Origin of the sequence: Nocardioides ureilyticus, from assembly GCF_051280745.1 — a bacterium.
Taxonomy (GTDB): Bacteria; Actinomycetota; Actinomycetes; order Propionibacteriales; family Nocardioidaceae; genus Nocardioides.
In genome coordinates this window covers 12,947-34,410 of sequence record NZ_JBNCOG010000040.1, presented here as the reverse complement: position 1 = coordinate 34,410, position 21,464 = coordinate 12,947, and the positions used below count along the sequence as shown (strand labels likewise).

The 21,464-nt window shown below is 73.6% G+C and carries 19 protein-coding genes; 9 read left to right on the top strand and 10 right to left on the bottom strand.

What is annotated here, in order from left to right; translation table 11 throughout:
- The first annotated feature begins 136 nt into the window (after nt 1–136).
- Entirely contained in the window at nt 137–781 is a 645-nt protein-coding gene (locus tag ACSMHG_RS17340; protein WP_435747415.1) for a YceI family protein, read from the top strand.
- 80 nt (nt 782–861) lie between these two features.
- Complete coding sequence (locus tag ACSMHG_RS17335; protein WP_435747413.1) at nt 862–1,767, top strand: GNAT family N-acetyltransferase; 906 nt, start codon at nt 862–864, stop codon at nt 1,765–1,767.
- 118 nt (nt 1,768–1,885) lie between these two features.
- Here ACSMHG_RS17335 and ACSMHG_RS17330 read toward each other — a convergent pair whose 3' ends face one another.
- The 5 genes from ACSMHG_RS17330 to ACSMHG_RS17310 all read right to left on the bottom strand — a co-directional run bounded on the left by ACSMHG_RS17330 (nt 1,886) and on the right by ACSMHG_RS17310 (nt 9,587).
- The gene (locus ACSMHG_RS17330) at nt 1,886–5,074 is read right to left on the bottom strand and encodes a LamG-like jellyroll fold domain-containing protein (RefSeq protein ID WP_435747411.1); all 3,189 of its coding nucleotides are present in this window, start codon (nt 5,072–5,074) and stop codon (nt 1,886–1,888) included.
- Between the two features lie 41 nt (nt 5,075–5,115).
- Nucleotides 5,116–6,699, bottom strand: coding sequence for a ricin-type beta-trefoil lectin domain protein (locus tag ACSMHG_RS17325; RefSeq protein WP_435747409.1), 1,584 nt, complete (start codon nt 6,697–6,699; stop codon nt 5,116–5,118).
- Between the two features lie 118 nt (nt 6,700–6,817).
- Nucleotides 6,818–7,417 carry a hypothetical protein gene (locus tag ACSMHG_RS17320; protein WP_435747407.1) on the bottom strand — a complete coding sequence of 200 codons (600 nt, stop codon included), beginning with the start codon at nt 7,415–7,417 and terminating at the stop codon, nt 6,818–6,820.
- Nucleotides 7,418–7,548: 131 nt separating this feature from the next.
- On the bottom strand, nt 7,549–8,325 hold the full coding sequence (locus ACSMHG_RS17315; RefSeq protein WP_435747405.1) for a hypothetical protein: 777 nt from the start codon (nt 8,323–8,325) through the stop codon (nt 7,549–7,551).
- A gap of 47 nt (nt 8,326–8,372) precedes the next feature.
- Nucleotides 8,373–9,587: an acyl-CoA dehydrogenase family protein gene (locus ACSMHG_RS17310; RefSeq protein ID WP_435747403.1), complete on the bottom strand. Its 1,215-nt coding sequence runs from the start codon at nt 9,585–9,587 to the stop codon at nt 8,373–8,375.
- Between the two features lie 112 nt (nt 9,588–9,699).
- Here ACSMHG_RS17310 and ACSMHG_RS17305 point away from each other — a divergent pair, with 112 nt between their 5' ends.
- From ACSMHG_RS17305 to ACSMHG_RS17290, 4 genes are read left to right on the top strand one after another with little or no spacing between them, the layout of a single operon-like run.
- Entirely contained in the window at nt 9,700–10,620 is a 921-nt protein-coding gene (locus tag ACSMHG_RS17305; RefSeq protein ID WP_435747401.1) for an ABC transporter ATP-binding protein, read from the top strand.
- Nucleotides 10,617–11,435 (top strand): ABC transporter permease, encoded by an 819-nt coding sequence (locus tag ACSMHG_RS17300; RefSeq protein WP_435747399.1) that lies wholly within the window; start codon nt 10,617–10,619, stop codon nt 11,433–11,435. The genes ACSMHG_RS17305 and ACSMHG_RS17300 overlap by 4 nt, the downstream gene beginning before the upstream one ends.
- A 29-nt stretch (nt 11,436–11,464) precedes the next feature.
- A complete protein-coding gene (locus ACSMHG_RS17295) occupies nt 11,465–12,589 on the top strand; it encodes a sensor histidine kinase (RefSeq protein ID WP_435747397.1) in 1,125 nt (374 codons plus the stop codon).
- A complete protein-coding gene (locus ACSMHG_RS17290) occupies nt 12,586–13,206 on the top strand; it encodes a response regulator (RefSeq protein ID WP_435747395.1) in 621 nt (206 codons plus the stop codon). Before ACSMHG_RS17295 ends, ACSMHG_RS17290 begins: the two co-directional genes overlap by 4 nt.
- 15 nt (nt 13,207–13,221) lie before the next feature.
- Here the strand turns inward: ACSMHG_RS17290 and ACSMHG_RS17285 are convergent, their stop codons facing one another.
- From ACSMHG_RS17285 to ACSMHG_RS17265, 5 genes are all read right to left on the bottom strand, one after another.
- A complete protein-coding gene (locus ACSMHG_RS17285; RefSeq protein WP_435747393.1) occupies nt 13,222–13,740 on the bottom strand; it encodes a hypothetical protein in 519 nt (172 codons plus the stop codon).
- A gap of 136 nt (nt 13,741–13,876) precedes the next feature.
- The gene (locus ACSMHG_RS17280) at nt 13,877–15,823 is read right to left on the bottom strand and encodes a M3 family metallopeptidase (RefSeq protein WP_435747391.1); all 1,947 of its coding nucleotides are present in this window, start codon (nt 15,821–15,823) and stop codon (nt 13,877–13,879) included.
- Nucleotides 15,820–16,374 carry a hypothetical protein gene (locus ACSMHG_RS17275; RefSeq protein WP_435747389.1) on the bottom strand — a complete coding sequence of 185 codons (555 nt, stop codon included), beginning with the start codon at nt 16,372–16,374 and terminating at the stop codon, nt 15,820–15,822. The genes ACSMHG_RS17280 and ACSMHG_RS17275 overlap by 4 nt, the downstream gene beginning before the upstream one ends.
- 29 nt (nt 16,375–16,403) lie before the next feature.
- Complete coding sequence (locus tag ACSMHG_RS17270) at nt 16,404–17,618, bottom strand: RNA polymerase sigma factor (protein WP_435747419.1); 1,215 nt, start codon at nt 17,616–17,618, stop codon at nt 16,404–16,406.
- Nucleotides 17,619–17,671: 53 nt separating this feature from the next.
- Nucleotides 17,672–18,031, bottom strand: coding sequence for a YciI family protein (locus ACSMHG_RS17265; RefSeq protein WP_435747387.1), 360 nt, complete (start codon nt 18,029–18,031; stop codon nt 17,672–17,674).
- A 162-nt stretch (nt 18,032–18,193) separates the two neighbouring features.
- Between ACSMHG_RS17265 and ACSMHG_RS17260 the strand changes: the two genes are divergently transcribed.
- The 3 genes from ACSMHG_RS17260 to ACSMHG_RS17250 are packed head-to-tail and all read left to right on the top strand — an operon-like array spanning nt 18,194 to nt 21,464.
- Nucleotides 18,194–19,219 (top strand): glycoside hydrolase family 6 protein, encoded by a 1,026-nt coding sequence (locus ACSMHG_RS17260; RefSeq protein ID WP_435747385.1) that lies wholly within the window; start codon nt 18,194–18,196, stop codon nt 19,217–19,219.
- 55 nt (nt 19,220–19,274) lie between these two features.
- Nucleotides 19,275–20,546: an MFS transporter gene (locus ACSMHG_RS17255; protein ID WP_435747383.1), complete on the top strand. Its 1,272-nt coding sequence runs from the start codon at nt 19,275–19,277 to the stop codon at nt 20,544–20,546.
- A gap of 18 nt (nt 20,547–20,564) precedes the next feature.
- On the top strand, nt 20,565–21,464 hold the full coding sequence (locus tag ACSMHG_RS17250) for a methyl-accepting chemotaxis protein (protein WP_435747381.1): 900 nt from the start codon (nt 20,565–20,567) through the stop codon (nt 21,462–21,464).

Below are 21,464 nucleotides of genomic sequence, written 5' to 3'. Positions count from 1 at the left end.
CCGGAGCGGTCCAGACCAGTGCCCGCGGCCGCGCGACCGGGAATGAAAGCGGACTGCGGTCCGTTCGGGTGGTTGAACTTTGAAGGATGCGTCGACGATGCGTCCTCCTCCACCCGCCATCCCTCAGGAGCACCCGATGAGCATCTTCACCCGCAAGGCCGACAAGACCTCCCCCGAGACCGCGACCGCGCCGGCCGAGACCCAGGCCGCTGCCCCCGTCTTCGACGCCGCCACCAGCGCCGTCGCCGACATCACCGGCGACTACACGATCGACGCCTCGCACTCGCGCATCGGCTTCAGCGCCCGCCACGCGATGGTCACCACCGTCCGCGGCGCCTTCAAGGAGTACGTCGGCACCGCGCACATCGACGCCGCGAACCCGGCGGCCTCCTCGGTCAGCCTGACCATCCAGACCGCCAGCATCGACACCGGCTCCGCCGACCGCGACGGCCACCTGGTCTCCGCCGACTTCTTCGACGCCGAGAACAACCCGGAGATCACCTTCGTCTCCACGAAGGTCGAGAAGGTCGACGAGGACACCTGGGCGATCACCGGCGACCTGACCATCAAGGGCGTCACCAAGCCGGTCACCGTCGCCTTCGACGAGACCGGCTCGGCGCGCGACCCCTTCGGCAACCTCCGCGTCGGCTTCGAGGGCAGCACCGCCATCAACCGCAAGGACTGGGGCCTGACCTGGAACGCCGCGCTGGAGACCGGCGGCGTCCTCGTCTCGGAGAAGATCAAGCTCGAGTTCGACGTCTCGGCGATCAAGAACGCCTGACCCAGCACCCGCACGACCCCGACGGGGCCGCCCGACAAAATGGGCGGCCCCGTCGGGCCGTTCCGTGCTCTGATGCGCGGGTGTCCACCGCCATCGACCTGCCCGCCGGGCTCAGCTCCCGCCCCCTCACCCTCGATGACGCTCAACCCGTCGTCGACGTCATGGCCGCCCAGGAGCTGGAGGACGTCGGCGAGGTCGTCATCGAGCTGGGCGACATCGTCGGGGACTGGCAGCGCCCCTCCTTCGACATCGCGGCCAGCACGCTCGGAGTGTTCGACGGCGACCGGCTGGTCGCCTACGGCGAGCACTCGGGCGGCGACCGCTCCGACGCCGCCGTGCACCCGGCGTACCGCGGCCGGGGCATCGGTACGGCGCTCGCCGGGTGGATCCGCGAGACGGCACGCGGCCGGGGGGCCACCGTGGTCGGCCAGCCGGTCCCGCAGGGCTCGGCCGGCGACCGGCTGCTCGAGGCGCTCGGCTACCAGGTCCGCTGGACCAGCTGGGTGCTGCAGCTGCCGCCCGGGCGAACCGTGCCGGAGCGGCCGCTGCCCGCCGGCCACGTGGTCCGCGAGGCCCGGGACGACGAGCGCCGGGCGGTGTGGACCGTGGTCGAGGACGCCTTCCTGGAGTGGTCGGACCGCGAGCGGGAGTCCTTCGAGGACTTCAGCGCCTCGACGTTCCAGCGGCCGGGCTTCGAGCCGTGGCACGTGCGCGTGGTGGCCGACGCCAGCGGCGAGGTCCTCGCAGCGGCCCTGCTCCACCTCGACGACGGCTGCGGCTTCGTCGACAAGCTTGCGACCCGCGCCGACCAGCGCGGCCGCGGGCTGGCGCAGGCCCTGCTGGTCGACGCCTTCGCCGCCGCCCGCGCCCACGGCGCCACCCGCTCGGAGCTCTCCACCGACTCCCGCACCGGCGCGCTCGCGCTCTACGAGAAGGTCGGCATGGTGGTGACCTCGACCTGGCTCAACCGGGCGGCCACGCTGTAGGCCAGGGCCTCCGTCGGCGCCCGCACGACTCCCGAGGTCCGGGCGTGGCCCGCCACCCGGGACGGCGAACGGGGCCCCGCACCGGCGGGGCCCCGTTCGTCGCTCGTGCGGCTGCGGGTCAGCGCTTGGCGCGCTTGACCCGCTTGGTCGCGCTCAGCTCCCGGGCGGTCTGGTAGCCCGGCTTCGAGCCGACGACCTTGACGACCAGCTTCTCCCCGGCGAGCCGCGCCGGGATGGTGAGGCGCCGCCCGTTCGCGCCCTTGATCCGCGAACCGTCGGCGAACCACCGGTACCGCAACGTCGTGCCCTCGGTCCACGAGCCCGTGCGGACCCGCACCGTGGCGCCGACCCGGACCTTGCCCTTGATCCGCGGCTTCGCGGACGTGAGCGTCCCCTTCGCCACGGCTACGCCGGACGACGTCTCCGTGGCCGGGTCGTGGCCGGGCTTGGACCCGGTGACCGCCACGGTGAGCCGGGCACCGGCCAGCGCGGCCGGGATGGCGAAGCGGGCCGAGGTCGCGCCCGGGACGGCGACACCGTCGGCGTTCCACTGGTAGGCGAACGCGGTGCCCTCGGTCCACGAGCCGGGAACGGCCCGCACGGTCTCCCCGACGGCCGGCTCCCCCGCGATGGTCGGAGCGGAGGTGGTGAGCGCCGCCTTCGCGACGGTCACGGCGGCCGAGGTCTCGGTGGCCGGCTCGTAGCCGTCCTTCGCCCCGGTCACCGCGACCGCGAGCTCCGCCCCGGCGAGCGACGCCGGGATGGTGAACGTCGCGTCGGTGGCGCCGGGGATGGCGGCGCCGTCGGCGATCCACTGGTAGCGGAACGTCGCGCCCTCGGTCCACTCGCCCGGCACCGCTGACACCGACGCCCCGACCACGGGGGTCCCGGCGATCGTCGGGGTGTCGGTCGTCAGGGCGTCCGGAGCCGGCCCCGGGGCGGCGGGCTCGTCCGCGATGGCGACCGTGGCCCGGTACGGCGCACCGTCGCGGGTGCCGATCGACTGGACGATCTCGACGGCGTGGCTGCCCGCGCCGCTGATCGGTGTGTCGAGGTCGACCGTCCACGCGCCGCCGGACGCGACGGTCGCCGACCCGCGCTCGGTGCCGTCGACCACCACGCTGACCGTGGCGCCCGGGTACCCGGAGCCGCGGAGGGTCCCGAGGGTAGAGCCGGCCGCGAGGGGCTCGGAGAGGTCCGTCGCGAGCGCGAAGTTCGGTCCGGACCCGTCGATGTCGACCCGCTGGTAGAGGAACTGGCTGCTGTCGAGGGCGTGGTCGACGATGCGGGTCTCACCCACGCAACCGTGCCAGCCGTGCTCCGGCTCGTTGTCCCACGTCGACGCCCCGATGATCCAGGGCATGTAGTCGGCCGCCTTCATGCCGCCGACCTTGGAGGCGTTGCGGAGCACCGGGACGCCGTCGACGTACATGATCACCGTGTCGGCGACCGGGTCGTCGACGATCGCGACGTGGTGCCAGGCGCCCTGCATGATCTCGCCGGACCACAGGGTGTAGGAGTTGCTCGTGTCGGTGTCGCCGGCCGTGAACTGGTACTCCCGCAGGCTCGAGATGCCCAGCCAGGAGGCACCCGCGCCGGGGTCGGAGGAGTCGTTGATCCCGGTCCAGCTCCGCACGCCGCCGCGGGTGAGGGCCGCGCTCCACCGGTTGTAGGTCTCGGTCCAGTCCTCGTCGAGCTTGAGGAAGGTCTCGATCGTGTAGCCGCTCGTCGAGGTCAGGTCGGCGAAGGTCGCGGGTGCGCCGTACTCGGTGGTGAGGAAGCCGAGCTTGTCGTAGTCGCCTCCGGTGCGCGCCACCTCGTCGAAGCAGACGGCACCCTGGTCGGCGGAGTAGAACGGGACGTCGTCGTGGTTGACCTGGACGTCGTCGAGCTCGTCGTCGGCGTCGGTGGCCTCGACAGGGTTGCGGCGCATGGGGCTCTCGCCGGCGACGTCGGGCACCTCGACCCCGGGGGTGAGGTCGCCCTCGGCCACGTCCCCGAAGCGCCAGTGGGCCACGGTCCCGCCCACCTCGACGTAGTCCTCGGAGCTGCCGGCCGGCGCCATCGGCTTCTGGCCGGCGCCGCCGTCCCAGCCCTCGGAGGCGATCTCCTTGGCGGCTGCGGTCAGGTCGCCGTTGTCCTCCTCCGCGGGGTCGAGGGTCCACCCGAACCGCTCGCCGAAGTCGACGTCGACGCTGAAGTCCTGCCACGTGCCGGTGAGCACCGGCGCATCCGAGGACGTCAGGGAGTCGGGGTCCTTCTGGGTCACCCACGGCGAGACCGTGCTGACGTTGATCTTGTCGTTCGTGAGGTCGAACTCGAAGAGGTTCATGTAGCCGTTGCCGCCGTCGGCGGCCATCTGGAAGTCCGAGAGGACCTGATAGACCTCGTGGCCGGCGTCGTTGGTGCGGGTCTGCATGGTGTTGCCGTGGAAGTGGCCACTGGCCGTCAGCACGATCTGGTCGTTCTTCCGGATCAGCCGGTCCCACAGGTGCTCGCCCCACCACCAGTACGCCGGGGAGGACTGGTCGGTGCCCACGTTGACGATGGCGTGGGAGGTGAGGACGACGGGCACCCCGGGGTGGGCGTCGAGGATGGTCTGCGCCCAGTCCAGGCTGTCGTCGGAGGCGTTCCACGCGAGCGCCAGCGACATCCAGGTACGCCCCTCGGCCTCGAAGAGGTACGCCGAGGAGAGCCCCTGCTGGTAGGTGCCGACGAGGGTGGCGCCGGTCGCCTCGGCCTGCGCGGACAGCGTCGCGTCGCCGAAGTAGCGCAGGTAGTTGGTCGAGTTGTCGACCGACGACCGCGCGCCCATGTTCTCGACGTCGTGGTTGCCCGGGAGCACCGAGTAGGGCATGCCGCCCTCGGTGAGCAGGTCCATCGCCTTCTTGCCGGCGTCGAACTCACCCGTGACCCACTCCTGGTCGACGACGTCGCCGAGGTGCACGGTGAACGGGATGTTGAGCTCGTCCTGGTGGTCGACGATCCAGCGCGTCTGTGCCTCGAAGGGGTTGGTGCCGTACTTCGGGTAGAACTGCGAGGCGCTGTAGCGCGAGTAGAACTGCGTGTCGGGCAGCGCTGCGAGGACGAAGCTGGAGCGGGGGGTCGCGGCGGGATCCGCCGCCGCGGTGTCGTCCGCGGTCGCGGCCGGGGTGTCGGCCGCGGTGGCGGCCAGGGTGGCCGGCGAGGTGCCGGTGAGCGCGTGGCCGGCGAGGGTGCCCGCTGCGCCGATGGCGAGCGTGGACGTCATGACGGCGAAGCCGTGGAGCGAGCGGCGCCAGCCGGGGCGCCGGGTGCGCGGGTTCATGGGTGTTCCTTCGGGAATCGTGGAGCGGGACGGCGTCGGCATCAGCGCGCCCCCGCCAGGGTGCGTCCGTAGACCTCGACCTCGGAGAGCGTCTTCCACGTGGCGTTGGACTTGTGGGTGATGCGGACGCGGACGCCGGTGGCGAGGACCGGGTCGTTGTCGACGTCCAGGGCGAGGTCGGGCGTGGAGTTGGCGTACGGCCACTGCTGGTCGTGGGCCGGGAGGTCGTACCAGCCGCCCCAGGTGTCGCGGTACTGCACGGTGACCCCGCCGATGTTCTGCTTGCCACCGATGTCGTAGACGCCGACGCCCGTGACCTGCGAGGGCACGTCGAAGTGGAAGGTCAGCAGGTTGGGGTCGACGCGGTTGGTCTCGCCGCCGCCGCGCCAGTCGCTGAAGCCGACGGCGTTGCGGTTGCCGTCGGTCAGGCCGCCGGAGCTGTCGGCGTGCCGGGTGACGAGATGGACGCCGCCGGCGCGCAGCAGGTTGACCTCCTCCTGCTCGGCCAGGGTGATCCGCAGGGTCGCGTCGAAGCCGACGGACTCCCGTGCGGGCACGGTGAAGGAGCCGGCCGTGGCGAGCTCGTCCTGGGTGACGGTCGACCAGTCCCAGCTGACCTCGCTGGTCACCGTCTGCTCGGAGCCCGAGAGCGTCCGCTCCACCGTCCGCGGCGCCTTGACCCGCAGCTCGTCCACCGTCGCGCCGACGTAGGCGGTCATCGTCGCCTCGACCGCGTCGCCCAGCGTCCCGATGGTGTAGCGGGCGCTGACCGCGACGTCCTCGCCGAAGTAGCCGAGCCCGGTCCCCTCGATGGTCACCTCGGTCCCGTCGGCGTCCCACACCGACTCGTCCGGCATCGCCCACGCGATGTCGTCGAGCGTGTGGACGGCGCCCCAGGAGTACTTCGCCTTGAGGGTGCTCGGCGGGGTGGGCACGGTGCCGGGGTCCACGATCGACGTGGGGACCGGGGTGCTGGGCACCAGCGAGCGCAGCACCCACTTCTGGACGTTCGCCGAGCCGGCGTCGTACGTCTGGATCTCCGAGCCGTCCGCGGTCGCCCAGTTGTACATGTCCAGGTTCGGGACGGCGCCGCCGTCGTAGGGCTGCACGTTCTGCAGGTAGACGCTGCCGTTGCCCGCGTCCGCCACGCGCCACTGCGCGTAGGGGTCGGCAGCGGCCTCGTCCGGCGTCTGCTCCACCACCTCGAGGTACCGGAACGACTGGTCGCCGTTGTCCCGTCGCGCCAGCACGTCCCCCTCGGCGTTCGTGAGCACGTAGGTGTCGGTCGCCCCGACCACGGGGTAGGCCTCGATCACCTGGGCGGCGAGGGCCGCGGGCTTCACCGCCCGCGAGAAGATGGCGGCGGCGGCCGGCGCCTGCGGCTCGCCCGGCCCGGTCAGCATGGCGTTCGGGTTGCCGATCTCCATGACCTTGCCCGCGGCGTGCACGTTCTCGATGAGGTACTTCTCGGGCGCACCGACGAGGTCGACAGGGGCGGCGACCGCGGTGTCGTGCGGCTCGTCCCCACCTTCGGCCATGGACGGGAGGGCGACGGCCACCGAGGTGGCGAGGACGGCGCAGGCCATCCCCGCACCGCGCAGACCGCGACGCTTGACGGGTTGCATTCTTCGATTCCTTTCGACGACCCGGTGGTCGACCGGGCGGTCGCAGCCTGCTGGCACCAGGAGTCGGGAACCGGAATGGACAGTGGACTCGGGGTGAGTGAAACGTTACAACGGGGTCTTAGCCCCGCACGGTCGTCACCACGCTCGTGACCGACGGACGAGCCGGGGTGGAGGAGAAGCCGAACCGCGGCGCCGGGTCGACCGGCGCGAGCGAGCCGAGGTCGACCCCGTCGAACGACCCGCTCGCCGCGGTCACCACCCGGTGGTCCGTCGCGCCGTAGAACTCGCGCCGACCGCCGCCGGCCGACCCGCGCGTGCGCACGCCGTCGAGGACCACCCTCGCGACGGGGTCCGTCACCGTGCAGAACGCCGGGGAGCCGGCCAGCCGGCGGGGCACGGCACGCAGGAGGCGACCGAGGGCCGTGCGCGGGCCCACCGTGAGGTCGAGGACCAGTGACGGCGACCGGACCCGCCAGGCTCCGTCGCGGGCGGCGACGGCGAAGGGCTCGATGCGCACCTCGTCGAAGCGGTAGGTCGACGCGATGAACCCCGCCGCGGCCTCGTGCGGCGCGAGCAGCACCCGATGACCCGAGCCGGTCGCCACCATCGCGTCGGAGAAGGCGCCGAGCGGGGTGTCGTGCCAATGGCCCACGACGACCCGCACGCCGCTCGTCGAGCCGACGCCGGCGATCCGGCCGTAGAAGCGCGAGGTGGTCACGCCGCCATCGTGCCGGGCGCTCCCAGGCCGGTCGGAGGCCGACCGCTCGTGTGAGGCGGCCGACCAGCCGGAACACCTCGCCCGCGTGCTGCCCAGCGTGCGCCCCAGCGCACGCTGGGCAGCACGCCGCGTCAGGAGACTGTGCCGCTCTCCTCCACGGCCGTGCCAGCGGGCTCCTCACCGTCGGCGACGGCGGCGAGCCGGTCGACGGCCACCGTGACGTACGCGTCGAGCCGGTCGCCGAACTCCTCGGTCAGGTCGGTGAGCCCCACCGTGACGATGTGGTTGTCGACGCGGGCGACAGCGAACCAGATGCCGAACGGGAACTCGACACCCTCGGCGGAGATGGTCCCGGTCGCGCGCAGGTTGGCCTGTTCGTCCGCCGCCTCGTTGGTCAGCGCGTCGTCGAGCTCGATCTCGAGCTGCATCCGCGCGCCGTCGGGGTCGGTCTCGTCGATGCTGTCGCAGTCCTCGATGGCCTCACGGAAGGCGTCGAGCGCGTCCGCGGTCTCGCCGGCGTCGTCGTAGGAGACCACCTGGGTGGTCAGGGCGGGCAGCGCGAACTCGTTCTCGGCCTCGAAGTCCCGGTCGACCTCGACGGGCGCCTCGGCCTCCTTGATGTCGTCGAGCGCATCCAGGCAGCCCAAGGACCCCTCCGCGTCGTCATCCTCCTCGGCGCCCGCGGGGACCTCCACCATCCCGTCGGCAACCACCTCCGAGGTCAGCAGGGCCGTGGTCGCCTGCTCCTCGGTGAGCAGCTCCGCGGCCTCACCCTCGGAGCCGCCACCGCCGCTGTCACCGCAGGCACCGAGGACGAGCAGGGACGACAGCGCCGCAGCCGCCAGCGCGCGGGTGCGCCGGCGGGTCGACGGGGGCGTGCAGGACGTGGGCGTGGTGGCGACGGACATGGAGCTCCTCGAGGTCGTGGGTCGGGAGGGGTGAGGCGAGGGGCCCGCTACCGGATCTGGGCGCCGGAGATCGCGCGGGCGATGACGAGCCGCTGGATCTCCGAGGTGCCCTCGAAGATCGTGTAGATCTTCGCGTCCCGGGCCATCCGCTCGACGGGGTACTCGCGGGTGAAGCCGTTCCCGCCGAGGATCTGCATCGCCTGGCCGGTGACCTTGACCGCGGTCTCACCGGCGACCAGCTTGGACATCGAGCCCTCCGCCGCGTCGAAGCTCTTGCGCTGGCTGGCCATCCACGCCGCGCGCCACACCAGGAGCCGGGCGGCGTCGATGGAGGTCTTCATGTCCGCCAGGGCGAAGGCGATCGCCTGGTTCTCGACGATCGGCCGGCCGAACTGCTCGCGCGTCTTCGCGTAGTCGAGCGCCACCTCGTAGGCCGCACGGGCGATGCCGACCGCCTGCGCGCCGACGGCGGGCCGGGTCCGCTCGAAGGTCGCCATGCTCGCGTTGCCACCGGCGCGGGTGCCCTCGCGGGCGCGGGCGAGCCGGGCGTCCAGCTTCTCCTTGCCGCCCAGCAGGCACCGGCCCGGCACGCGGACCTGGTCCAGGACCACCTCCGCGGTGTGGGAGGCGCGGATGCCGTGCTTGTGGAACTTCTGCCCCTGGCTCAGCCCCTTCGTGCCCGGCGGGACGATGAACGACGCCTGCCCGCGGGTGCGCAGGTCCGGGTCGACGACCGCCGTCACGACATGGATGTCGGCGAGCCCGCCGTTGGTGGCCCAGGTCTTCGTGCCGTTGAGGACCCACTCGTCCGTCGCCTCGTCGTAGACCGCACGGGTCCGCATGGCCCCGACGTCGCTGCCGGCGTCGGGCTCGGAGGAGCAGAACGCCGCGAGCCTCAGGTCGCCGGGCTCGCCGAACATCTGCGGGACCCACTCCCCCACCTGCTCGTCGGTGCCGTTGGCGCGCACGCCTGCCGCCGCGAGCGTCGTACCGACGATGGAGAGGCCGATGCCCGCGTCGCCCCAGAAGAGCTCCTCCATCGTGACCGGGATGCCGAGGCCGGTCTCGTCGAAGCTCTGCGTGGCGAAGAAGTCCAGCGAGTAGAGGCCGATCTTCGCCGCCTCCTCCAGGACCGGCCAGGGGAACTCCTCCCGCTCGTCCCACTCGGCCGCGGCCGGGCGGATGACGTCGGCGGCGAAGGAGTGCACCCAGTCGCGGAGCTCGACGTGGTCGGGGCTGAGGTCGAACGAGGGCGTCGTCACGTACCGGAGGGTAACCAGATCCGGCCGCCCCCGCCCGGACCTGACAAACGTCATGGTCAGCCGGTGAGCCGGCGCACTGGGGACGCGCCCGATCATCGGGGACCGTGAAGAGGTGAGCACGCAGCCAGCCATCCGGGCCGCCGGCCTCCACCGCACGTACGGCGAGGGGGAGGCCGCCTTCGAAGCCGTCCGCGGGGTCGACCTCGTCGTCGAGGCCGGCACCGTCGTCGCCCTGCTCGGCACCAACGGCGCCGGGAAGACCTCGGCGCTCGAGGTCGTCGAGGGACTGGCACCGGCGAGCGCCGGCGAGGTGAGCATCCTCGGCCTCGACCCGGTCACCGACCGGGCGGAGGTACGCCGCCGCACCGGCATCCTGCTGCAGTCCAGCGGATTCCCGGCCGACCTCACCGTCGCCGAGACGCTCCACATGTGGGCCTCGACGATCACCTCGCCGCGGCCGGTCGACGACGCGCTCGCCGAGCAGGACCTGGCCGGCCGCGCCGACGTACGCGTCCGCAGCCTGTCGGGCGGCGAGACCCGCCGGCTCGACCTCACCTGCACGCTCCTCGGCGACCCGGAGGTCGTCTTCCTCGACGAGCCGACGACCGGCCTGGACCCGGAGAGCCGTCGGCGGGTGTGGGACCTCATCCGGTCCCTGCGCGACCGCGGCCGGTCGGTGCTGCTGACGACGCACCACCTGGAGGAGGCCGAGGCACTGGCCGACCGGGTCGCGATCATGCACGCCGGCCGGATCGTCCGCGAGGGGACGCCCACCGACCTCAGCCAGGAGCGCCCGGCGACCATCCGGTTCGAGGCGGCACCCGAGCTCGGGGACCTCGACGACCTCCCGGCCTCCGCGGGCGTCACCACCGAACGCGGCAGCACCACCGTCGAGACCCACGACCTGCAGCGGACCCTGACCGCCCTGCTCGGCGACGCCGCCGCACGCGACGTCCGGCTGCGCGGCCTCGAGGCCCGCAGCGCCTCGCTCGAGTCCGTCTTCCTCTCCGTCGCCGAAGGAGCCTCCCGATGAGCCAGCAGACCACCACCGGCCCGACCCGGCGACCGACGGTCCCGACCCTCTCCCCGCGTCGGACGGTCGGCCTCGCCCGGGCCAACGCGATCCTGGTGACCCGGAACCGGATGACCCTCTTCTACGCCGTCGTCCTCCCCCTCCTCCCGCTCGGCCTCCTGCTCGTCGGGGACAGCGGGGAGGACAGCGGCGGGGCGGGCGCGGCGGCCATCGTGACCGCGCTGATGATGGCGGCCCTCTTCCCCGTCTACTACAACCTGCTCTCGCAGCTGGTGACCCGCCGCGACGAGCTGGTGCTCAAGCGGCTGCGCACCGGGGAGAGCACCGACGCCGAGATCATCACGTCGCTGGCGCTGCCCGGCTTCGTCGTCGCCCTGGGCACGGCCGTGGTCGCCGTGCCCGTCGCGATCGCCCTCGGCCAGCCGGTGCCGCGCAACCCGCTGCTGTACCTCGTGGCCGTGCTGGCCACCCTCGTCCTCTTCGCCGCCTTCGCGTGCTGGACGGCCGCGTGGACCCGCAACGCCGAGGCGGCCCAGATGACCAGCATGCCGATCTTCATCCTCGCGATCCTGGGCCAGGTCGCCATCGGATTCCCGGAGGAGGTCCGCCGCTGGACCGACCTCACGCCGGGGGCGGCGATGACCGAGCTGGTGCGGGTCACCTGGTTCGGCATGGAGCGCGGCAGCGTGGAGCAGACGCTGGGGTTCTCCGAGACCTGGGCCGCGGCAGGGCAGCCGCTCCTGGTCCTCGCCGTGTGGACGGTGATCGCGGTGGCCCTCGCCCGCCGGTCGATGCAGTGGGAACCGCGGACCTGACCGCCGCCGGCTGGCTAGGGTCGGGCCCCATGACCGGCTGGTGGCGACGCGTCTGGTCCGGTCGCGACCAGGTCCAGCTGGTCGACCTCTACACCCGCCAGTCGCTCTTCGCCATCGCCTGGCTGATGATCGGCGTGCTCCTGCTGGGAGCGTCGCCGGCCGCGGACCAGCACCCCACGGCGTACGCCGTCCTGCTCGTCGGCGCGCTCGTCGTCGGCGCCGCCTCCACGTGGGCGCTGCGGGACGCGACCCGGCTCTACCCGCAGGCGCGGCCACTGCCCCGTGCCAGCGGGCTGGCGCTGCTCGGCTCCGTGGTCGTCCTCGTCGCGGTCTCGTCGGCGCTGCCGAGCGACCTCCCCGCCTCCGGCGGGCTCGTCGCGGCCTTCGCCCTGGCGTGGGGCTTCGGCGGGCTGCGGGACCGGCGGGTGCTGCTGGCGCTCGTCCCCGCCCTCGGCCTGGTCGCCTGGGTGCCCGCGCGCGACGCCGGCACGACGGCGTACGCCCTCGCCGCCGGCTCGTTCTTCGTGCTCACCGTCCGGCTCTCCCTGTGGCTGCTCGACATCGTCGTCGAGCTCGACCGCGGGCGCACCGCACAGGCGGCGCTCGCCGTGGCCGAGGAGCGGCTGCGGTTCTCCCGCGACGTCCACGACGTCCTCGGCCGGCGCCTCTCCGCCATCGCGGTGCAGGCCGAGCTGACGGCGACGCTGGTCGGGCGGCACGACGAGCGCGCGGCCGACCGGGCGCTGGAGGTGCGCGGCCTCGCCCACGACGCGCTGCGGGAGGCGCGGGAGCTGGCCCGCGGCTACCGGGCGGTGGACCTCGAGCAGGAGCTCGAGGGCGCCGTCTCGCTGCTCCGGTCGGCCGGGATCGAGGCCGACGTCGACGTCCGAGAGCTGCCCGAGCAGTGGCACGAGCCGGCCGCGTGGGTGGTCCGCGAGGCGGTCACCAACGTGCTGCGCCACTCGCGGGCCACCAGGGTCGCGATCGGGTACGCCGACGGCGTGCTGCTGGTCCGCAACGACCGGTCGCCGGTGGCGCCGGCCGCCGACGGGAGCGGGCTCGCCGGCGTGCGGGCTCGGCTGGCGCCCCTCGGCGCCGGCCTGGAGACCGGCCACCGGGGCGAGGAGTTCGTCGTGCGGATGGTGCTGCCGTGACCGCCCCGCCGCCGATCCGGATCCTGCTCGCCGACGACGAGCACCTCATCCGCGAGGCGCTCGCCCAGATGCTCGACCTCCAGGGCGACCTCCACGTCGTCGCGCAGGCCGCTACCGGCCCCGAGGCGGTCGCCGCTGCCGTCCACCACGCGGTCGACGTCGCCGTCCTCGACCTGCAGATGCCGGGCCTGGACGGGATCGGCGTGGCCGAGGAGCTCGCCACCGCGCTGCCCGGGTGCGGGTCGGTCATCGTCACCGGCCACGGCCGGCCGGGCCACCTCAAGCGCGCGTTGTCGGCGGGGGTGCGCGGGTTCCTGCCCAAGACCACCTCGGCCGCCACCCTCGCCCGGGTGGTCCGCACCGTCCACGAGGGTGGCCGGTACGTCGACCCCGACCTGGCCACCGAGGCGATCGCCGCCGGGGACAGCCCGCTCACGCCGCGGGAGGCCGACGTGCTCGAGCTCGCCGCCGACGGGGCACCGGTCGACGAGATCGCCGCCCGGGCCTCGCTCTCCCCCGGCACCGTCCGCAACTACCTCTCCAGCGCCGTCACGAAGCTCGGCGCGGCCAACCGTCACGACGCCTGCGCCATCGCCCGCCGGACCGGCTGGATCTGATCCGGCCTCGGCCGGCTACGGCTCGGCCAGGACGAGGTCGACGGCGGTCACCTGGCCGACGTCGTTGACGAGCAGCCGAACCGCGAAGTAGTCGACGCAGGTCATCTGCTCGTCGGCCTGGATGGTGGCCGCACCGGGCAGCGGGGCCGGGTGTGCGCACGGGTGTTCCGGCGGGCGCGAGGTGACGGCCAGCGGCCCGGGGTGGCCGGCGAGCACGTCGACCGCCGCCAAGGGACAGCTGTGCCCGGCGTACGAGCCCTGCTCCGGGCAGGTCCGCCAGGCCGACCGGTCACCCGCAGCCTCAGTCGCCAAGGTTCGCACGTGGTGGCCGCCGAGGTGGAGCCGGACCGGGGTGTCGACCGGCGGCGTGCCGTGGCCGCGCGCGAACCGGACGAAGAGCCGCGCGACCCGGTCGAGCTGCGCGGGCGCGGGCGGCAGGTCCAGCCCGCACTCCCCCATCGCACCCAGGTTGACCTCGACCTCGACCCGGCTGCCTATCGGGACCCTGGCGCCCGCGCCGGGGGCCTGTCCCACGACCTCACCGCGCGGCAGGCGAGCGGACGACGCAGGACCCTTCGACGCGCCGAACTACTGAGCAAAGGCGGCCGGTAGGGCGTGCCGCCCGCGTGGAGCACTCCGGCAGACGGCCGTTGGCTCAGTACTTCGGCGGCTACCGCGCCAGCCAGGCGGCGTACGCGTCGAAGGTGTAGGGCCGCCCGAGGAAGTCGGCGACGAGGTCGGCGGCGTCCTTGGTGCCGCCGGGCGCCAGCACCCGGTCGCGGTAGCGGCCGGCGACCTCGGCGTCGAAGAGGTCCTCGGGGTCGAAGGCGCTGAAGAGGTCCTTCGCGATCACCAGCGACCACATGTAGGTGTAGTAGCCCGACGAGTAGCCGCCGAGGTGGCCGAACGAGGCGAACATGTGGGTCCCCTCGATCCAGGCCAGCGGGGAGTAGCGCTCCTGGAGCTCGACCATCCGCGCGGTGAGGTCGTCGGGCCGGTCCGCGTGGAACCAGTACGACATCGCGGCGTAGAACATCTGCACCCGGGCGTAGGTGCCCTTGCCGAAGTCGTCGGCGCGGCGCATCCGCTCGACCAGCGCGGCGGGGATCGGTGACCCGGCGTCGTCGGTGGCGAACGAGCGGAGCACGTCGGCGTCCCACGCCCACTCCTCGAGCATCTGGCTCGGCGCCTCCACGAAGTCCCACTCGGTGGCGACGCCCGCGAAGCGGGTCCAGCGACCGTGCCCGCCGAGCACGTGGTGCAGCAGGTGGCCGAACTCGTGGAAGAGCGTGACCACCTGGTCGTGCTCCATCAGGCCGCGGGAGAAGTTGCAGACGAGCACCCCCTCGGGCAGCTGCTTCCCGGCCACGCCGTCGACGAGGGTGAACTGCGCTGCGTGGCCGTACTTGCCCTCGCGCGGGTGGAGGTCGAGGTAGATCCGGCCGAGGTGCTGCCCGTCGGCGGTGCGCACCACGTCGTACGCCGTGACGTCCGGCGCCCAGACCACGGCGTCGGGCACGGGGTCGTAGCGCAGGCCGAAGAGCCGGCCGGTGACCTCGAGCAGCCCCTGGCGCACCTTGGGGAAGGCGAAGTAGGTCCGGACCAGCTGGGCGTCGACGTCGAGCTGCTCCTTGCGGACCAGCTCCTCGTAGTAGGCGGAGTCGGCGGAGGTGAGACTGACTGCTCCAGCGTCGGCGGCGTCCGGGCGGTCCTGGCGGAGCCGGGCCAGCACGGTCGCGAGGTCCCGCTCGCCCGGCTCCCGGGCGGCCTCGGCGATCCGGTCGATGAAGGCGGGGATCGCCGGGCCGGAGCCGATCATCTTGACCGCGGCGTCGTAGGCGGGCCAGGAGTCGTACCCGACGAGCGTGGCGCGCTCGTGGCGCAGCGTGAAGAGCTCGCGGAGCACCTCGTCGTTCTGCGGCCAGCCGCGGTCGAGGAACTGCACGACCAGGTCGTGGCGGACCTCGGCGTCGCGGCAGAACGTGCGGACCGGTACGACGTCGGGGTAGTCCGTCGTCACCGTCACCACTCCGTCCTCGCCCGGCGGGTGGGCGTCGAGCCAGTCGCCGGGCATCCCCGCGAGCCGGTCGGGAGCGACCCGGATCGAGCGCACGTCCTCGCGGATGTTGCGGGAGAAGAGCTGGTCGAGCTCGGTGATCCGGTCGTTGAGCTCGGCGATCCGGGCCCGGGTGGCGTCGTCGCGGTCGACCCCGGCGCGACGGAAGTCCTCGAGGGTCTTCACCAGGAGCCGGGCCGCCAGCTCGTCGAGGCTGGAGTCGTCGAGCCCCTCGAAGACCTCGAAGAGGGCGCGGTCCTGGCGCAGCTCGGTGGCGAGCTTGTCGACCTCCTGCTCGGCGCGGTCGCCGAGGTCCCGCACGGTCTCGCGCGGGTGCACGTTGCCGAGGAGCGAGCCGCACGCGGCGACGTTCGACATCAGCCGGGTGACCTCGTCCCACCGCTCGAGCGCGGCGAGCGCGTCGGCCGGCGGGGTCGAGCGGAGCCGGTCGACCAGCGAGCGCGCCTCTGCCAGCGAGGACTCGGTCCGGTGACGGAGCCACTCCTCCGCGGAGTCGTCGTCCGGCAGGGTCAGCGGGGCCAGGGGCGCGTCCGTGCTCACCCGGCCGATCGTAGGACCGAGCCGCGAGCCCTGCCGAGCGCCACCAGGCCGAAGCCCGTGGCCAGCAGCAGCGCGAGGAGGATGCCGAGGCGCCCGGCGAACAGCGCGGGGGCCGAGGGGTCGAGGGCGTCGTAGACCTGCAGGTCGGCGGCGAGGTACCAGGCGAGGTAGGCCAGCGGCGGCAACAGCCAGGAGAGCGGGTGCCACCAGCGGGTGCCGGCCTGGTTCCCGCCGACGACCAGGAAGTCGACGAGGACGAGCGCCGGGGTGACGACGTGCTCGACCACCGACCACGGCTCGGTGAGGTTGCCGTTCTGCATCGGCAGGTAGGCGAGGGACACCACGACCATCACGGTGGTGAGCCCGCCGCGCAACCAGGGCGACCGTGGCTCACGGAAGGCGAGCGCGACGAAGAGCACGGCCACCGCGAGGTTGGCCAGCTGGCTCAGCGCGGTCCACCACACGTCGTACTGCTGCGCGGCCAGCCAGACCCCGAGGGCACCGCTCGCGGCGACGGTCAGCCGCCACACGCGCACCCCGGACCCGTTCACCCGGCCATGGTGTCACGTTCACCTGGCGTTCACCTGGGTGGCTCGGCCACCAGCTGCTCGCGGCGACGGGCCAGGAGCGCGCGCTCGGCGGCGTTGGCGGTCGCGGCGATGCCGGCGTCGTACGCCGCCCGCGCCTCGGCGGTCCGCCCGAGCCGGCGCAGGAGCTCGGCGCGCGTCGCGTGCCACGGGTGGTACGACGTGAGCGGCAGCCGGTCGACGAGGGCCAGCGCGACGGCGGGCCCGTCGAGCTCGGCCACGGCGACGGCGCGGTTGAGCGCGACGACCGGGCCCGGGTCGAGCCGGAGCAGCTGGTCGTAGAGCGCGACGACCTGCGCCCAGTCGGTGTCGGCGGCGGTCGGCGCGTCGGTGTGGACCGCGTTGACGGCAGCGAGGAGCTGGTAGCGGCCCGGTGGCGGACCGCCCGCGGCGACCCGGGCCAGGCACTCGCGGACGAGCGCGTGGCCCTCCGCCACGAGGTCACGGTCCCACCCGGCGCGGTCCTGGTCGGCGAGGGGCACCAGCTCGCCGCCCGCGACCCGCGCGGGCCGGCGCGCCTCGGTCAGCAGCATCAGCGCCAGGAGGCCGGTTACCTCGCCTTCCTCGGGGAGCAGCTCGCGCAGCAGCCGGCCCAGCCGGATCGCCTCGCCGGTCAGGTCGGCGCGCACCGGGTCGGTGTCGGGCGAGCTCGACAGGTAGCCCTCGTTGAAGACCAGGTAGACGACCGCCAGCACCGCCGAGAGCCGTGGGGCGAGGTCGGCGCCGGTGGGGACGCGGAAGGGGATCCGGGCGTCCCGGATCTTCCGCTTCGCGCGGGTGATCCGCTGGGCCATCGTCGTCTCGGGGACCAGGAACGCCCGCGCCACCTCGGCGACCGTGAGGCCGCCGAGGAGGCGCAGCGTGAGGGCCACCCGCGCCTCCGGGGCGAGGGCGGGGTGGCAGCAGGTGAAGACCAGCCGGAGGCGGTCGTCCACGACGACCCCCGTGGGCTCGTGCGGCGTGTCGTCCATGACGAGCAGGGCGGCCCGGTGCTTGGCGTCGCGGCGCGACTCCCGGCGGAGCCGGTCGAGGGCCCGGTTGCCGGCCGTGGTGGTGAGCCAGGCGCCCGGGTTGGGCGGCACGCCGTCGGCCGGCCACCGCTCGAGGGCCACCACCAGCGCCTCCGCTGCAGCGTCCTCGGCCAGGTCGAGGTCACCGAACCGGCGCGCCAGGGCGGCGACGACCCGGCCGTGCTCGGTGCGGAAGATCCGCTCGACGGCCGCGGTCGACGCCTCCGCCCCCGGCTCGGACCGCTCGGGGCTCACTCGTCCTGGAAGGGCCGGACCTGGACCTTGCGCCGGCAAGCGGCCGAGCCCTCGGCCGCCCAGCGCAGCGCCGCGTCGAGGTCGGGAGCCTCGATCACCCAGAAGCCGCCCATCCACTCCTTCGACTCGGCGTAGGGGCCGTCGGTGAGCACGGGCTCCCCTCCGCCCGTCCCGTCGACCGTGGTGGTGGCGTCGATGTGCTGGAGGCCGCCGGCGAAGACCCAGGCGCCCTCGGCCTGGAGCTTCTGGTTGAAGGCCTCGACGGCCTCGAAGACCGGCTGCATGGCCTCCATGTCGACGCCCTCGAAGGGGTTCTCGCCGGCGTCGTGGTGGACCGAGAGCAGGTACTGCGACATGGGACTTCCTCCTGGTGCGGGGCCCCCCGTCGGGGCCCTCCGACCGCTCCACGAACGGCGGTCGACGGATACGACACCTTCTCCGAAGAAAGTTCTCGAGGACAAGGCACGGCTTTCGCCGAAGCCGTCCGCGGCGGGCCCCGCCCGCCCTAGCCTTCACCGGTGTCCGCCCGACCCACCGTCGCCCGCGCCCTGCTCGCCGCCGCCGCTCTCGCCGTCAGCGTCGCCGTGGGCCCCGCCGTCACCGCGGGCGCCACCGGCCCCGCCGCTGACTCGGCGAGCGCCCCGGCTGGCGGGGACGCGCCCGCGCGAGCCGCCGCGGACCCGCGGAAGCGCCTCGGCCTCTTCGCCGACCCGCTCCTCGCCGCGAACCAGCAGGGGCCGGCGTACCGCTCGATCGCGCGGAAGCCGCAGGCTCTGTGGTTGGGCAACGAGTCCTACCCGACCGACCGGGTGCGGGGCGTCGTCGAGGCGTACGCCGGGCGGGCCGCGGAGGCGCGCGGGACGCCGGTCCTCGTCGTCTACTCCATCCCCGACCGCGACTGCGGGCAGCACTCCTCCGGCGGACTCGCCGGCGCCGCGGAGTACCGCGCCTGGGTGAAGCAGGTCGCCCGCGGCGTCCGGGGCTCCAAGCCGCTGGTGGTCCTCGAGCCGGACGCCATCGCGTTCATCGGCAACGCCGGCTGCGAGGACGCCGGTGACCGGGTCCGGCTGCTGCGGTTCGCGGTCAAGAAGCTCACCGCCGCGGGCGCGTGGGTCTACCTCGACGCCGGGCACAGCAACTGGCCCGACCCCGGCCGCGCGCTGCTCCTCAAGCGCGCCGGCGTGGGGCTCGCGCGAGGCATCGCCACGAACGTGTCGAACTTCCGCACGCTCGCCGACGAGACCGCCTACGCCGACCGGCTCCGCGCCGAGCTGAAGCAGCTCGGCATCCGAGGGGTCAAGCACGTCGTCGACAGCTCCCGCAACGGCGCGGCCGACCCGGTGGGCGGTGACGTCATCAACCCGACCTGGGCCCGGCTCGGCCGGGCCCCGAAGCTGATCTTCGACGGCGGCTTCGACGGCACCCTGTGGATCAAGCACCCCGGCGAGTCCGACGGATCGGCCAACGGCGGCAACGACCCGGGCCAGTGGTGCGACCTGCTGGCCGACCGGTTGCTCGGGCAGGAGCCGACGGCGGGCTGCTGACGCCGCCCGCCTCCGTTTCGTCCTGCCGGGCTACCCCGGCGTAGGTTTCCGCCCCGTGCAGATCCGGGCGCTCCTCGCCGACACCCGGCCACTGCGCAACCCGCACTTCCGGCGGCTGTGGCTGGCCAACATCGTCACGGTCATCGGCGCCCAGCTGACGGTGGTGGCGGTGCCGGCGCAGATCTACGCGCAGACCGGCTCCTCGGCGTACGTCGGGCTGACCGGGCTCTTCGGCCTGGTGCCGCTCGTCGTCTTCGGCCTGTACGGCGGTGCGCTGGCCGACGTCTTCGACCGCCGCACCATCCTGGTCGTCACCACGCTCGGGCTGATCGTGACCAGCGGGCTCTTCTGGCTCCAGGCGGCCGCCGGCGGGGCTGACGTGTGGCTGCTGCTGTCGCTGTTCGCGGTCCAGCAGGCGTTCTTCGCGGTCAACCAGCCGACGCGCAGCGCACTGCTGCCGCGCCTGCTCCCGGTCGAGCTGCTGCCGGCGGCCAACTCGCTCAGCATGACGGTCTTCCAGGCCGGCGCGATCGCCGGCCCGCTCGTCGCGGGGGCGCTGATCCCGGTGCTGGGGCTGGAGTGGCTCTACCTGGTCGACACGCTCTGCCTGTTCGCCACGCTCGGCGCGGTGCTCGCACTGCCGCCGCTGCCGGTCGAGGGCGCGGTCGCGGGCACGCCGGGGCTGCGGTCCGTGGTGGAGGGCCTGGCGTACCTGCGCGGACACCCGGTGCTGCTGATGTCGTTCGTCGTGGACCTCGTCGCCATGGTCTTCGGCATGCCGCGGGCGCTCTTCCCGGAGATCGCGCACCTGGACTTCGGCGGGCCCGACGAGGGCGGGCTGGTCTTCGCCGCGCTCTTCGCCGCCATCCCGGCGGGCGCGGTGCTCGGCGGCGTGCTCAGCGGCTGGGTCTCGGCGGTGGACCGCCAGGGCCGGGCGGTCATCGCCTGCATCCTGGTGTGGGGCGCCGCCATGACCGGCTTCGGGGTGGCCGTCGGGCTGGCCGGACGCTGGCCCGGCGCGATGCTGCTCGTCGCGCTGCTGATGCTCGCCGTCGGGGGCGCGGCGGACATGGCCTCCGCGGCGTTCCGGACCTCGATGCTGCAGGCGGCGGCGACCGACGCGGTCCGCGGCCGGCTGCAGGGTGTCTTCATCGTCGTCGTGGCCGGCGGCCCGCGGATCGCCGACGTCGCCCACGGGGCGGCCGCGGCCGCGGTCGGCACGGCGGCCGCCGCGGCCGGCGGAGGTGTGCTCGTGGTCCTCGGCACGGTGGTGGCGGCGCTCGCCGTGCCGTCCTTCGTCCGGTACCGGGTGACCGCGAGCACATAGCGGGGTACCGGCTCCGCCATGAAGCTCCCCCTGGTGCCCGGCCCCAGCGACGTCCGCTGGCTCGTCGACCAAGCCCTGGCCGTCGCGCCAAGGGTCGGCGGCCTCCTCGCCAGCGCGGAGCAGCTGCTCGCCCGGGCGGACGCGGTTCTCGGTGACGTCGAGGCCCTGGTCGACCGGGTCGAGGACACCCGCCAGCGGGCCGACACGGCGCTGACCGGCATGGAGGAGACCCGCGCGCGGGCCGAGGAGATCGTGACGGCGATGGAGACCACCCGGTGCCGCGCCGACGACGCGCTCGGGCACATGGAGAAGCTGACCGAGCGCGCCGACCTCGCCATCGACCACATGGAGAAGCTCAGCGACCGGGCCGACCGCGCGATCGACCACATGGAGGGGCTGAGCGAGCGGGCGGACCGGGCCATCGACGACATGGACGCGGTCCGGGCGAAGGCGGACGAGGCACTGACGGCGATGGACGAGACCCGCCGGAGGGCGGACGAGGCGATGCAGGGTGTCGACGGCACGCAGCGCAGGGCGGACGAGGCGATCGGCGGCGTCGACGACACCCGACGTCGGGCCGACGCCCTGCTCACCTCCGTCGAGGACCCGCTCGGCCGCGCCATGGCGCTCCTGGAGCGGATCGAGCCGTCGGCCACGGAGCTGGTGCCGATGCTCGACCGGCTCGCCGAGACCACCGACCCGGCCGAGGTCGAGGCCGTGGTGGCGCTGGTGAACCGGCTGCCGGCGCTCGAGCAGTCGATGAAGGAGGACGTGATGCCGATGCTCACGTCGTTCGCCTCCGTCGCACCCGACATGCACGACCTGCTGGAGATCGTCGAGGAGGTCAGCGAGATGGTGAAGAACCTCCCCGGCATGGGCCGGATCCGGAAGAAGGTCGAGGAGCAGTCCGACGACTGA